This window comes from Paenibacillus sp. J31R34 (genome assembly GCF_059383715.1).
This window is the reverse complement of the sequence record NZ_JBXENU010000003.1, coordinates 49,078-62,994: the sequence shown is the minus strand read 5'-3', so window position 1 is coordinate 62,994 and position 13,917 is coordinate 49,078. Positions and strand designations below refer to the sequence as shown.

The following is a 13,917-nucleotide window of genomic DNA, read 5'->3' as shown; positions in this document are numbered from 1 at the left end:
GAACTTGCAGCAAAATATGCTGCATGCTGGAAATTCATTCGCCGTTAATCTGCTTCCTTTGTCACATATCGCCAAAATCACCAATTCCATAGTAAAATAGCTAGGAAGGACGTTCACTATTCATTCATGAGGAGGCGATTCATTATGCTCGCTTTAAATAGCACGATTTGGTCGGAACTGGAAGGACCGTATGGCATCGCCGATTCCGTACCGGAAATGCTGCAGCAGTTAGCCCAAAATTATGATTCAGAGGTCAAAGATGAGCTTTACTGGGAACAGCTTTATCATCAGAATACGATTTACGCTTGTACCTACGCCGCGGTGCCTTATTTGGCGGAAATCGCCTTGCACTCGAACGACCCGGAAGTGAAGCTGGATATTTACATCACCTGCGGCTTATTTGAAGCAAACAATACTTGTGAGTTAACGTCGGAAATGCCCGCAGTATTTGAGGAATTAGTGCCTGATATTGATGCAAAGGCACGGGCTGATATTTATCTTTCTTATTACGATGCCATTAAAAAGTTTCGTGAAATGTCCGACCAGATCGCCGACTACGCCCAGCCTAATAAAGATGATTCCGAGAAACGTTATATAGCAATCGCCGATACTGCTTTTCATGGCGAACGAGCGGCTGCGAGCATGCTGCAAACCCACAGCATCGGTGATGAATATGTCGCGGCATGTCCTGCTTGCGAGCATGAAACCTTCATTTGGCCGGATGATAGCGAGGAGAAGCTTGTCGCGTACAAGGCAGATCCCGTTTTTAACGACAAGGATTCGCCTGGTACCATTACCCCTGCTGATCCTGCAAGCTCAACGCAAGTCAGTCTTCGTTATATACACAGCCGAGCTGAGCGTTTGGGGGATGAGCAGCTTTCGGCACAGCTTCCTTATTTGGCTGGACACACGAATTGCCCTGCCTGCGGCGAGAAATTTCTTATTTGGCAACAGCTGCTGGCACTCTATAGTTAAAAATAAAGCTTGTTATGTTTCATTTTCCAACCTCATTCTACATAAAGGCAGCGTGATTATTTGCATAAATCATTTTATATTATTTGGACGGTAATGCTTTTATTAATTGGCTCCATAACGCTAGGCTATTTCATTAATAAGACGCTCAACCCGAGCCGGTCTTTTTCGGTTGGACTAACCGCTAATACGGAAGCAACTCCAACCATTATGGAGGAGGAGCCTGCTTTTACAATGGAAGAGGAACTGGATGATGAGTATGTATTTGACGAGGAGGAGACGGCACCCCCCCCTTCAGAAGAGAAGGAACTGCTACTATCAGAAGAAACAGAGACCGCTCCTTTTATCATCTGGGATAGCTTGGAGGACTTGAAAACAAGGTTTAATGAGGCCGCCGTACTACTGGAGTATCCCTTACAAATGGGGGAAGCGACTTTAACAGCGGGTAAAGATGGCGTTTATTTTTTCAATTATGAATTCTCAGAAAATCATAAGCTGAGCGGCATCATTAATCCAAAAGACGCTAGCATCCAAGGTCTGATGATATCCATAGAAAACGATGAAACGCCAGAAACTTTAGATAACCTATTGGGATCTATTCATACGGCAATTGCTGCCGCAAATCCGGTATCCAGAATCGATACGAATGCCAATGATATTATGAACGCCCTGTTATGGGATGATTCTAATGTTGATCTGTATAACATAATTAACAACATTGAGGAAGCCGGAATAGACTACTCCATCGCCAGTTACCCCGACACTGGAATTTGGTTTGAGATTGAGATTAGTGATTATGAACGCTACTACTACTATCCTGATGCATACGATTAATCTGATAATTTCAACTTCTTAAAGCTAACTTGACTTACACCATGACAACATGCTAAATTATAAATGTAAATTTTGCATGTGCGGTCGTGGCGGAATTGGCAGACGCGCTAGATTCAGGTTCTAGTGGTGTAACAGCCGTGGAGGTTCGAGTCCTCTCGACCGCATCAATTTTCCAACTAACAGGTTCGTTGAATTGCTCACAAAGCGATTTAACGAACCTGTTTATAATGAAACAGCACACTCTCGCCGCGATGCTTTCCATTATACAAATGAAAAGGTACTGTTCCCGTAATTTCGGGAAACAGCACCTTTTTTCATTTTTTAGTAACCTTCCTCTAACAAGGGAAGTTATTTGTGCTGTTCCTTGAAATAATAAGGTTATGCGCGATCGCGGCCGCGGTTTCTCATGCCCGCGAGACCAAGTAAGCCAAGCAGACCAAGCCATCCCCAATCGAAACCATCGTCGTCTGCGGCATTGGCTCGATAATTGTTTGTGCTTACTGTATTCCCGTTGTCGATGCGATTCATGTCCGTACCCAACGTGCGGTTTGTTGCGTTAACTCCCTTATTGACTTCGTGACGCATTTCATCGCCTTGCGTATTGTCCATCCTTGTCATATTGTCTGCAAAAGCAGGAACAGTGAGGAACATCATTAAGCATGCTGCAAGGCTAAAAATCGCTAACCACTTCTTCATCTTCATACCTCTCTTCAAGTTAGAATACAAGCTCGCTTATTTTCTAACAAGAACGCACCGATTATTCACAGAAAGCGTAGAGACAATAATATAACATTTCTGCTACGACTAAAAAGCTTTATAAATCGAAAATACCTCTCATTTCCTGGTAATTATTCCGTAGAAGAACCAAAATCAGTAATCGTCAACTTGACCTCAAAGGTTACGGGTACCCGGCTAAACACTTCATCCCAATTATCCTTCACCATTTTCCATTTATCGGGATACTTTATAGAGAGCACTTTCCCGAATCCAGCTACATCCACTTTGTATTTCGACTGCATTTTCCGCATGACATGATCAATCATTGTTGTTAATCTTTTTTCAAAAACCTTCTCTGCTCCCTCTAAATATTCAAGTTTGGATGGGTTTTCTTGCGTATCCCAATTTTCAATTAATCTCCCGGTTGATTCAATCGCAACGTGAAAGGAAATCGCGTCATCTTGTAATTTGGCAGTCGTTTTACTGTGCATGGATTTAATCTCATAGGTAATGCTTTTATTTCTCCAATCATAACTTTTGATTACGCCACCTTGACCTGTCCCTTGAATCCAGGATAGGCTTTCCACATTTTCTTGATTCAAATCGCCAATCCACTTGCTAGTAGCCCCCTTAACAATTCCAGCACCTGAAAATTCTATTTCCCCTTTTGAAGAGACGATATTTTGCAGCAAAAAGCTTTGTTTCGAATGAAGCAATCCATCGATCCGAGTTAGATTGACCTCTTTCATGACCTTATTGGTTCTGAAGCTATTATTGATCATCGAGTTTATCCGAAAAGCAGGAACCTCTTCTGGTTGACTACTGATAAAGGTATCGTAAGCCCTCCCCTTGCTAAAAAACACCCGACAGCTTGGACGTATATCATTATCACGCAGCACAAAGTCCATTAATTGGTCCATCTGATGCTGCCCGGCCAATTTGGTAGCTACTACAATGACTTTAAGATGATGCCCAATGACTGGGCGCTCCCTTCTAGTTGAGTATTGGCGCATAATTTCAAATACAGAATCCCCTGTTAGGCGCAAATTTGAATACTTCAACAATTGCTTCTCGCTCGACTTTTCTTGCCGTTCGAACGATTTTATCGGAACAATTTGTATCGTAGCTGTCAATAGATTTTTTTTATCGTACGTTGCGCCTTCTCTTTCCAGATTGCGTTCAAGCTCAGGCCGTTCACCTACATCTAGTGCCAGACCTGCATAAACACTTAAATCCTCAATTTCTTTACTGCTCCAGCAGCCTTGTGTTAAGAAAAGGGAGGATAAGAGAAGTAAAACAAGCAAGTTTTTACATCTATACATGATGATTCAACACCTTCTTTCTAAAGAGCAATATGACAGTAAGCAGGACAGGCACGAGAAAAAATAAAAAGATCCCCATTTTGCCTATCGTATCCCCTAGCTTAAAAACTTCATTTATTCGCTCGGGAAGCATCGTAGTAATAAAGATAACGGGGATTAATCCAAAGATCACCGGGTGAATCTTTAGATGAAAAACCTGTGAAATTCCTAAAGAAGCATTGAAGTAAAAACTGGTGAAATTGCAAAACAACTGCATCATCCAAATGACCAAAAACGGAAACTCAAAACGCTCAAATATTAATCCCGTAATTTCAAAGCTTCGCAGAAGGTCGATTGTAGGCCAGGTACTATTCATCACCGAATCCATCGACATGCCTCCTATAACGACGATTACAGTCATCAGATATAGCACAAAAGGAACGCCTATTCCTGCAAATGTCGCTTTGACTGCCCGCTCTGGATGCTGCATATGCGCAACGAGAGTCATGATCACTTCACATCCTGTAAATACAAGCACAGTTGATTTCAATCCCTTAAATACGGGGAGAATACCCTCACCCATTACAGGACGTAAATTGTTGATATCAAACAATCGAATACTCAGGAAATACGAAAGCACCAGTATCAGAATACTGATCGGGAAAATAATTTGAAAAACCCGTGCGATAGAATTAATTCCTCCAAAGCAAATATAGGTGCCCACCCAAATAAAGGGAATGACAATAGCCCAAATAGGGGTTCCTTCCAGCAAATAGTACATTGTGATCTCTGCAAATATCCTTACCTCGAAACCGGCAATAATGATGTAATAACCAATCAAGCAAACACCTAAAATTCCACCAGGTATAGTGCCTACAATTCGTTTAGCGTATTGATACACCGTATGATTAGGAAATTGCTGGCTTAATTTCACCATGACCATCGTTACCAAAATAACAATAAAACCGCCTAATAGCACAGAAAGCCAGACATCCGGTGTTTTTGCAGCTTCGATTACACCTCGGGGCAAGGTCAAGATACCAGCCCCCAGCACTGAATCAGTAATAAAAATCGATGTTTGTGTTGTGGTGATTTTATCGTCGTTGCGAATAAACACGTTTGCCCCTCCTCTCTAAGCCATCACTATCTTCGCTTCTTGTCTTGCGTCTTCATCATGTCTGGTCGTTTATTCATAAAGGGTAGTGGGGCTCGCAGAAATAAATCCTTCCAGTCATTAAGGCGAAACGGTGAGATCGGGGTCACATAAGGAACTCCAAAGCTTTTCAGCTTGCTTAAATGACCGCAAATGAACAAAATGAACAAAATGGTTCCAAACATCCCCAGTACTGCCGCACACAGCATGCCGGCAAAACGTAAAATGCGCAAGGTAATGCCTGCGCTATATACAGGAATCGAGAACGAAGATATAGCCGTCACAGCTACTACGATTACCAAAAATGGACTGACAATTCCTGCCTGCACAGCGGCCTCGCCAATAATTAGACCGCCTACAATGCCCATTGCCGGTCCAATAGGCTTGGGCAATCGAATGCCCGCCTCACGCAATATTTCAATCGATATTTCCAAAATCATCACTTCTATTAATGAAGGAAAGGGGACACCCTGCCTGGTTTCAATGATCGTAACGGCAAGCTCCGTGGGGATTAAGCCCGGATGAAAGGAAATAAACGAAATATACAAAGCCGGTGCCATAAGTGCCAAGAACGCGGCGAAAAATCGCAGCATACGCAATAGAGTCCCTGGCAGCCAGCGATCATAATAATCCTCAGGCGATTGCAGCAGCATGCTGAACGTTACCGGAACAATTAGAGCAAAAGGAGTACCATCCAATAGAATGGCTATCCTTCCTTCCAATAATCCGCTAATGACCCGATCCGGACGCTCTGTATTTTGAGTTTGCTGAAACGGACTTAGGTAATCATCTTCAATGAGTTGTTCAACATAACCGGATTCCGCGATGAAATCCATATTGATTTTTCCAACTCGATCTCTTACCTCCTGAAGCAGATCTGGATTAACAATTTCCTTCATGTACGCAATAACCAGTTTCCTTTTAATTCGAGTTCCTACCTCGTACATATTTATTTCCAGATCTTCACTGTAGCCTTGTCTGCGCAGCATCGATGTATTCTCACTTAGCACCTCGGTAAATCCGATACGAGGACCGCGAAGCAAAGCTTCAGAGCTTGGTTCATTGATTGCCCTGGTCTTCATGCCTGACGAGCCAATAAGCAGGGCATGAGGCATGCCTTCAATAAGCAAGGCCGTAAAACCCATCAGGATGGATTGATTTAAACCATGAAGCTCTGCAGCTTCATAGGTCTCGCAAACAGGTAGTACTTTATTTTGAAAATAAGAGGAGAATTCCAATGGATTAAATAAAAAGCCTCTGTCCGCCCTATCCTGCTTAACATCTTCCATCAAAATTTTCATTACATACTTACTGATCATTTCTTCATCCTGCATCCCATCTACATAAATGAGCGTAGCCCGGGCATGAAGTTCTGCTACCTGAAATTCACGAAAATGGACATCGCTATTGCTGCTAATAGCTTGTTTGATTGCATGCAAATTTTCTTCATAATCGTCAGATAGATTCGATTGATCTGCAGGCTGCTCGCCCTTTCTTGCTTTCTGGGCAGGAGCATTTTTTTTCGTAACTAATGACCTAAAATATTTATTCAGATAATAAAGCACAAGAGCAATAATCAGGCTTAGAATAGCCTGTGCACAAACTTTCCAATCAGGGAGGTGCGTTATTATAACAGACCACACGCTAGTCCATCCTTTCTTCAATAAAGCTCAATTTTAACTTGTCCCAATATTTTCTTTTCATGCACCCTTTTTCAGAAATTCAAAAAGCCCTATTTAGATCGAAGTTGACGATCTGAATAGGGCTAGAGTTAATATTCAATATAAGTTTAGCTAAAAATGCAGAATCAGATTTTTGAATGCTACATGTCACTACTGCTGCATGTAAATTCCTTTGCAGCATCATCCGTTTGTTTCTCGACCTTTTGTAATAGATGCATTATGCAAATTATTGCGTTTTGAAAAATTCTCTTGCCTTAGCTATATATTTAATTTGTTGCTCTGGCAAGTCTTCATCATAGTAGACCGCCTCAACCGGACAAGCCGCTTCACAAGCACCACAGTCAATACATATATCAGGATTTATGAAATACTGATCGTCTCCTTCCACAATGCAATCGACAGGACAAACGTCTACACAATCGGCTGCTTTTTCAAAAATACAAGCTTCTGTTATTACAAATGGCACTCTGTTTCACACCCCTCTATTCCTAAATTTCAATAATCAGTTCAGTCACACTTTTTACGGCTTCCTTTGTAGGTTGCTGTTCTGAAGCTCGCACCGCAGCCGCAGGAGGCTTTCGCATTAGGGTTGTCGATCGTAAATCCGCCAGTCATGCCTTGATTTTGGTAGTCAATTTTGATCCCTTCTAAAAATTCGATGCTTCGTTTATCCCATACGATTTTGAAGGTTTCAGTCGGCAATACCTCATCTTCTTCCGTCAACAGGTCGTCTAGTTTAATATTGTAAGATAATCCGCTGCAGCCGCCGTCTTCAATACCTACTCGAAGAAACAGATCAGCCATATTTTTGTCCAAGATCATTTGATGGATAGCCGATTTGGCCTTTTCACTGATTTCTATCATCTCAGTCACTCCTCACTAAGTATCGCGATAACGAAGCTTGAATGGTTTGCGCTCGTTCATAGATCAGCATACCCGGGAGGTTAGGCGGAGGATCCCCGCCTTCCAACAATATAGCCCGAGCAGCTGCGATATATTTCTTGGCCAGTTTAATTTCAGCCATTCCACCAATTGAAGTGGCGGCTTCATCTGATTGCTTGCTGATGTTTTTTTCCATTTGCCCGATTTTTCTTTCAAAATCTCTTATAGCTCGCATATTCTTTTTCAGTCGCTTTTTTAGTTTGCGATCAGCACCCGTTATTGGTGTAGAGATATAGCGGTAATAGCAGTATTGGTAAGGTAAACCGGGAAGCAAGCCTTCAAAGGCCAAGCGTATACTATACTGGCCATCAAACACGATACCTACAATAGGAAATCCTAGTTTAATGATGGGCAAAATGAGAGCTTGAAGTTCCAGAACCGTTCCACTTTCCATATTTTTCGCAGCAATTACCGTGCCGCTAAATACTTCATATAAGATGTAGAGCGTTTCGTTCCCCTTTTTTTGCTGCACACCGTACATCGACAAAACAATGCCGCCATTGAGCTCAGTTGTCACATGAAGAGCTGCAGTGAGTTCGATTACCGTCATATGTGGCGTAAAGCACAACTCTCCTGCAAGGCTTAGCGCATCCCCACCATAGGATGACTGTTTCATACCGAGCATTTCAGCTTCCGCTGATTTGTAGAAGATGCCTTTGTGTGAGCAAATCCTATTTTTACAAGTGTAGGCTATACTCCATACTTCAATGACACCATTTAACGTCGTAATTTCTTTGTGCCAAGCCGTATGGGCACGCTGTAATTTCTTCTCACAATGCGGGCAAAAAGTAAATTCGGATCGAAAATATATTTTACGATTTTCCTCTTGTCGATTTTTCGAAAGCAAGGCGAACACTCCTCAAAAGCTCTACCCCCATTGCTCAGCAGCTTAATCCTTCTAAAAGAAATCTAGATTCCCGGGTTAATATTATGGTTTTTCCGGAAAAAGTTTGTCGGATCGTATTGCTTCTTGATGGCAAGCAGCCTCTCGTAATTAGCCGCATAGGCATCTTTCGTTATTTGGTCATCAGCTCGAACGGTATTCAGATAAGATGACTTACGAAGCGAATAGGGCAATAACGCCTCGTAAGCGGATTCTATCCAATCGGTACACTTCTCCGCTTCCTCCATGGGAAAATCGACATCCAAACTGAGAAGAAACGATGCATCACGAACAGCAAATGCGGTAGCATCGGAAGGTATGCGATTCATCCGGCCGTGACAGCTCCAGAATTGTACCAGTAAAGACGGTCTTGGTGGATTCTCCAGTTTGCTGAGCAGCGTATCAATGATTTCATCGTTCAATTCTTTAACAAAAAGTGACGTTCCATAAACGGGAACATTTTTCGGAGCTGCTAGGTCGAATCTACTCTGTAATTCAGTATATAGGACGATACCCGTTTGATCGGCAATCGGGATAGCCAATTCACGCAGTGGTTGAATCGCCATTTCCCCCTCTGCCTTATCACCTGCATATAGCCCGGCAATTACAATAACTCGTTTGTTATGCAGTGCTTCAGGCACACTAGGCAGCGAAGGCAGCTGGAAGGTCATCATATTAAAGGACACTTCATCCGGCGCCTGCTGCAGGAAAGCCTGCGCTTTTTGCAAAATCTGCTTCGCATCTTTATAGTCATACATGACATCGACGGCCAAAACTTCAGGACCTATAGGGTAAAGCTGAAATTCGAAGGAAGTGACGACTCCGAAGTTGCCCCCGCCACCACGAATGGCCCAATACAAATCGGGATTTTCCTGTTCGCTTACTTGAATCTCTTCCCCATTAGCAGTAACGATACGCGCCCTAATCAAATTGTCACTTGTTATGCCGTACATCCCTTTTAGATAACCGAGTCCACCGCATAAAGCGAGTCCCGCAATGCCTGTTTCTGAAACTGTTCCAGTTGGCGTGGCTAGACCGTATTTCTGCGTCTGTGCATCGACATCCCCTAAAGTTGCGCCTGGTTCTACAACAGCTATACGCCTTACAGTGTCTACGGTAACCTTACGCATATCGGATAAATCAATCATGATACCTTTATCGCAAACGGCTGTTCCAGCAACATGATGACCACCACCCCGAATGGAAACGGGGATGTCTTTCTCCTTGGCAAATTGAACGGCAGCGACAACATCGGTTGAAGTCTTGCAAACTAAGATGGCTGCCGGATATTTATCAAAGGCCATATTCCATACCTTTCTTCTTTCGTCGTACCCTTGCTCTCCTGGTAAAATGAGATTTCCATCAATATTAGCTTTTAAGGTGTTAAACATTGTACATCTCTCCAACCGTTTATTTGTTTTTCAAGTCTAAAGTTTGCACACTTGCTCTGTTTGCTTCAGTTGCTGGTGTAATCCGCGTGCTCGCCAATAAACTCATGACGATTAACAAGAGATGAAAACCCATTGTTACCGTTAATGCAGCTTGCATCGACATCCCAGCAGCTTGACACACGACAAGGATGGAGCCGCCTATCCCGATAACGACGCCCGGTGTAAAGGAATCCGCAAATTGCAGATTTGCCGAGGTTTTTCCAACCCCTTCTGCGCCTGTTTGGGAAAAGGCCACAACACCGCTAATCGGATGCGCCAATCCAATTCCGATTCCCGCTATGATTTGTCCAATAACCGCTACGGTAACTGTTACAACTGGCACCCAAAATACGAAGGCAATCCCAATTGCAAGCAGCAGCACACCTAGAATAATTCTTGTATGACGTCCACGCCCCTGGTCTGCCGAGTCCCAACGTCCTTGCAGATAAGCAATGACGCACCAACTTAGTGCGGCGCTAGCTACAATTAATCCGGCCTGAGAAGGCGTAATTCCTTTCACATCTATTAAAGCCAATACCAGAAAATTTTGTGTGCTCGTATAAGCGGCGAAGAATAGCCCACGTGTTGCGAGAATAGCCGGCATGCCTCTTCTCATAGCAAGCGTTCCCTTAGGGAGCAGTTTGCGCAGCGGATATACCATCAGCACTAAGCCGATAATGGCTAAAACAAACCCTGTAATGGTCGGCAGCTTGCTGAGACCTACTAATAAAATTCCCGTACCGACCGTCAATAGCAGCGCCATCCATGTAGCTGCAGCTCCGTTTTCCCCTTGTGTTCCCTGTGTCTTTAACTTCCTAAAAGCAGGCAGGCTAAGCAGTGCTGAAACGATCAGGATCGGTAATATTCCCCAGAAAACAAACCGCCAAGACCACTGGTCTGCGATAAGCCCTGCGACGTATGGACCGAGCATAGATGGAAGCACATAGGCAGTACCGAATGCTCCCAGTATTTTTGCGCGTAATTCATCGGGGTAGCTTAAAGATATTGCCGTGTAAACACAAGTCATCATTGCACCGGCGCCTAGGCCCTGCATGGCTCGCGCCAAAATCATCATATACATATCACTTGCTGTCGCGGCAGCGATCAGCCCGACGATAAACAAAATAAGGGCGTAAGTGAACGGTGCTGCCGGCCCTTTTCTATCAATGATACGACCGACGACCAAGGTGCCAATAATCTGCGCAAGCAGATACGTACTGAATATCCAGCCAAAAAGATCAATGCCGTTCAAGTCGCCAGCGATGGAAGGAGCAATCGTCGTTACCGAAAGGCCCTCGAATCCAACCGCCATCACAGACAGGATAATTCCTATAGACAATGCAAAATAACGCGGGCTGAAAATGCTTTGATGATTAGACATTAAAATGAACCTCCAAATAAGATTGTTATGTATACACCGTATCCGGATACTTAGTAAACATTTTTCTTTACAAAGTCTACGGTACAGTTCACCTTTGACTTTGTCAACATTTATATTTAAAATGTAAGGAGCGATGTAGATCCAGTTTTTTAATAAGGAGGGCATCATGAGCCGAAATCAAACCAATAAAGATTCCTCAACCAGAACCCGAAGAGCGATCATTGATCTGCTAAAGCAGCAGGGCGGGATGGACGTGATGGCGCTAGCCTCCGAATTTTCGCTCTCTGGAATGGCGATTCGCCAGCACTTAAATGCCCTGAAAGAAGAAGGCTTTGTTACTCATGAAGAAGAAGCCCGCCCCATGGGCCGGCCGACCAAGCTATGGAGATTAACTCCCGAAGCTAATACATTTTTTCCAAACGGTTATTCGGAGTTGTCCGTCAGTTTGATCCATTCGATGAGAGAAGCCTTCGGAAACGAGGGGTTAGACAAGCTGCTTGCTGTCCGGGATAAAAAGATGCAAGTGCAGTATCTTCAGCACATTGGTGACACATCGAGCATACGGGGAAAACTAGAGAAACTGGCCGAGATTCGTACAAATGAAGGTTACATGGCTGAGATTCAGGATCAAGACGATGGAAGCTACCTGTTCATTGAGAAGCATTGTCCGATTTGTGAGGCTGCTGTTGTCTGTACCGGGTTATGTAAAAATGAGCTGCATTTATTTCGAGTTATTCTTGGGGAGCAGACGCTTATCGAACGGGTGGAGCATATTTTGGTGGGGGGCAGAAACTGTGTCTACAGGGTTAGAGAAGGCGTACAAGCCTAGTTTTGCCTATTGCCATTTAGATCCCTTAAAAAAATAAGACCCTTAAAGAGGGCCGCTTCACTCAACAAGCGACCGTTCTTAAGGGTCTTTATTTCATATTCAAGCTATTTTTTTGAACGTTTCTTGGAAGCTGCTTTAGCTTGTTTCGTGCGTCTCGCACTCGAAACCATAACATTTTTCTCCGTATGCGTGAAATGCTGCTTATAAACTGGACAACAATGATGCTGCTTCACTGTTTCAATATTTTGAACGACATTCACGAGCTGTGGGTGATAGTAGTTCTCGTATTGTACAATCGGAGGATCATAGATCGTCTGCGTTGGACAATCGGGACAAAAGTTCATGTCATTCAAACCGCCTACATTACCCATATTGCCTATAGTACCCATATTATAGTAATTATTTCTATTCAAAATAATTATCCCCTTTCGGTTTTGGAATACACGTTATTGTATTCGCAGAAAGGAATTGTGGCCTGTATGTTTGACATGGAAGGCGATGGCCCCCACAGTTAGCGCGCTTTGGAAGGTGGGGGAACAGCCCAAACCTTGATTTTACGAGGCAGCTTTATTTTAATTTAACAAAAATTTCACGGCGCTCATAAGAAAAAACAATCATCGACACGCCTAAAATCGCGCAAAGCATATACATAAAGGAATAAGAGAAAATATCCGCTACTGGCCCCATAATGACACCACCGAGCGAAACGCCCAAATCCGCCGTAGCAATAAATAAACCAATTAGTACATTGCGATTCAATTGCGGCAAAACAAAAGTTAAATACGTCGTTAATGTTGGATAGAGCAGTGCTTGAGCGATTCCCATCAAGCCTGCGCCAGCATAGAAAAAGACGGCTCCGCCCATTGCAGAAAAGCTGACACATAAAGCTGCTGCAGCTAGCATCAGCATAATGACCATGACAAAAGCAGAATGCCATTTGCCATCCGAAGGAATTTTCTTTCGTAATGCAAAGCGGGCCACTACTACGGCTCCCGCCTGCAGCATGAGATAAATCGCCGCATTTCCTCCTTCGATTTGTGCAGCATATAGTGGTATGAAGGTGGTCACCGCCCCAAATACAAGGGAAGCAATCAGCATCAGCACACTGCATTTGAACAAATGCGGGTTTTTGAATAACTGGCCAAACGACTCGGACATCGTACTGCCCTGCCCTTTCTGACCCGTATCAGGCTCAGCCTCGGCCGCTTGTTTGTCCATTTTGGCGCTATAGCCTACAATCCCAGTAAGGATAGCAATCGCGATCATAGCCACTGTGAAATGATTCATATTTCCTGCTTGCCAAATGCCTAAAGCCAATAAGGGACCGATTATACCCGGCATAGAAGCACATAAGGAATACATGGAAATCCCCTGTGAACGGTCCTTTTCTGGCAGTGCGTCAATAATGCCCAATTGCAAAGCCATGGAGAAAAAGGCTGTACATACACCTTGCAGCATACGGGCGACAAAATAACCCTCTAATCCTGTAAACGTGTATAGAACTAAAGCAAAGCCATTTATGATAAGAATCGTGCGCAGCACACGGATAGGGCCGTACTTTTGAATCATTTTGCCCGCCCATGGCCGAAAAAACATCGTTGTAAATAAATACGCTCCCATAATAATACCGATCGTTGTATTGGTGGCGCCAAGCGATTCACCCTTTAAAGGAATAATGACATTAAGTATGGAGTTAGCGCTGAAATACAACAGGGTCAACATATATAAACGCATAAAAGGCCATGATAGAGCTCCTCTCACCTCTCCTGCTCCTTCCTCTATTCTCCTTGTGA

General features: G+C 43.6%; 14 protein-coding genes and 1 tRNA gene. 4 read left to right on the top strand and 11 right to left on the bottom strand.

Features of this window, described 5'->3' with window-relative positions; translation table 11 throughout:
* Nucleotides 1–144 precede the first annotated feature (144 nt).
* From AC50YG_RS09705 to AC50YG_RS09695, 3 genes are all read left to right on the top strand, one after another.
* Entirely contained in the window at nt 145–975 is an 831-nt protein-coding gene (locus AC50YG_RS09705; protein ID WP_494826480.1) for a hypothetical protein, read from the top strand.
* A 231-nt stretch (nt 976–1,206) separates the two neighbouring features.
* The gene (locus AC50YG_RS09700) at nt 1,207–1,806 is read left to right on the top strand and encodes a hypothetical protein (RefSeq protein ID WP_494826478.1); all 600 of its coding nucleotides are present in this window, start codon (nt 1,207–1,209) and stop codon (nt 1,804–1,806) included.
* An 80-nt stretch (nt 1,807–1,886) separates the two neighbouring features.
* A tRNA-Leu gene (locus tag AC50YG_RS09695) sits at nt 1,887–1,970 on the top strand.
* 214 nt (nt 1,971–2,184) lie between these two features.
* Here AC50YG_RS09695 and AC50YG_RS09690 read toward each other — a convergent pair.
* From AC50YG_RS09690 to AC50YG_RS09650, 9 genes are all read right to left on the bottom strand, one after another.
* A complete protein-coding gene (locus AC50YG_RS09690) occupies nt 2,185–2,502 on the bottom strand; it encodes a WGxxGxxG family protein (RefSeq protein ID WP_494826476.1) in 318 nt (105 codons plus the stop codon).
* Between the two features lie 152 nt (nt 2,503–2,654).
* On the bottom strand, nt 2,655–3,845 hold the full coding sequence (locus AC50YG_RS09685) for a Ger(x)C family spore germination protein (protein WP_494826474.1): 1,191 nt from the start codon (nt 3,843–3,845) through the stop codon (nt 2,655–2,657).
* The gene (locus tag AC50YG_RS09680) at nt 3,838–4,941 is read right to left on the bottom strand and encodes a GerAB/ArcD/ProY family transporter (RefSeq protein WP_494826472.1); all 1,104 of its coding nucleotides are present in this window, start codon (nt 4,939–4,941) and stop codon (nt 3,838–3,840) included. The genes AC50YG_RS09685 and AC50YG_RS09680 overlap by 8 nt, the downstream gene beginning before the upstream one ends.
* A gap of 26 nt (nt 4,942–4,967) precedes the next feature.
* Nucleotides 4,968–6,620, bottom strand: coding sequence for a spore germination protein (locus tag AC50YG_RS09675; RefSeq protein ID WP_494826471.1), 1,653 nt, complete (start codon nt 6,618–6,620; stop codon nt 4,968–4,970).
* Between the two features lie 265 nt (nt 6,621–6,885).
* Nucleotides 6,886–7,125 (bottom strand): ferredoxin family protein, encoded by a 240-nt coding sequence (locus AC50YG_RS09670; protein ID WP_494826469.1) that lies wholly within the window; start codon nt 7,123–7,125, stop codon nt 6,886–6,888.
* A 41-nt stretch (nt 7,126–7,166) separates the two neighbouring features.
* Nucleotides 7,167–7,523, bottom strand: a complete 357-nt coding sequence (locus AC50YG_RS09665; RefSeq protein ID WP_494826467.1) for a HesB/IscA family protein — start codon at nt 7,521–7,523, stop codon at nt 7,167–7,169.
* A 1-nt stretch (nt 7,524) separates the two neighbouring features.
* Nucleotides 7,525–8,457, bottom strand: a complete 933-nt coding sequence (locus tag AC50YG_RS09660; RefSeq protein ID WP_494826465.1) for a transposase — start codon at nt 8,455–8,457, stop codon at nt 7,525–7,527.
* Between the two features lie 53 nt (nt 8,458–8,510).
* Nucleotides 8,511–9,875, bottom strand: a complete 1,365-nt coding sequence (locus tag AC50YG_RS09655; RefSeq protein ID WP_494826464.1) for an FAD-binding oxidoreductase — start codon at nt 9,873–9,875, stop codon at nt 8,511–8,513.
* Nucleotides 9,876–9,894: 19 nt separating this feature from the next.
* Entirely contained in the window at nt 9,895–11,295 is a 1,401-nt protein-coding gene (locus AC50YG_RS09650) for an MFS transporter (protein WP_494826462.1), read from the bottom strand.
* Between the two features lie 166 nt (nt 11,296–11,461).
* Here AC50YG_RS09650 and AC50YG_RS09645 point away from each other — a divergent pair, with 166 nt between their 5' ends.
* On the top strand, nt 11,462–12,124 hold the full coding sequence (locus tag AC50YG_RS09645; RefSeq protein ID WP_494826460.1) for a helix-turn-helix transcriptional regulator: 663 nt from the start codon (nt 11,462–11,464) through the stop codon (nt 12,122–12,124).
* Nucleotides 12,125–12,228: 104 nt separating this feature from the next.
* Here AC50YG_RS09645 and AC50YG_RS09640 read toward each other — a convergent pair whose 3' ends face one another.
* Nucleotides 12,229–12,537 carry a hypothetical protein gene (locus AC50YG_RS09640; RefSeq protein ID WP_494826459.1) on the bottom strand — a complete coding sequence of 103 codons (309 nt, stop codon included), beginning with the start codon at nt 12,535–12,537 and terminating at the stop codon, nt 12,229–12,231.
* A 154-nt stretch (nt 12,538–12,691) separates the two neighbouring features.
* Nucleotides 12,692–13,885 carry a staphylopine family metallophore export MFS transporter CntE gene (cntE, locus tag AC50YG_RS09635; protein ID WP_494826457.1) on the bottom strand — a complete coding sequence of 398 codons (1,194 nt, stop codon included), beginning with the start codon at nt 13,883–13,885 and terminating at the stop codon, nt 12,692–12,694.
* Between the last annotated feature and the right edge of the window lie 32 nt (nt 13,886–13,917).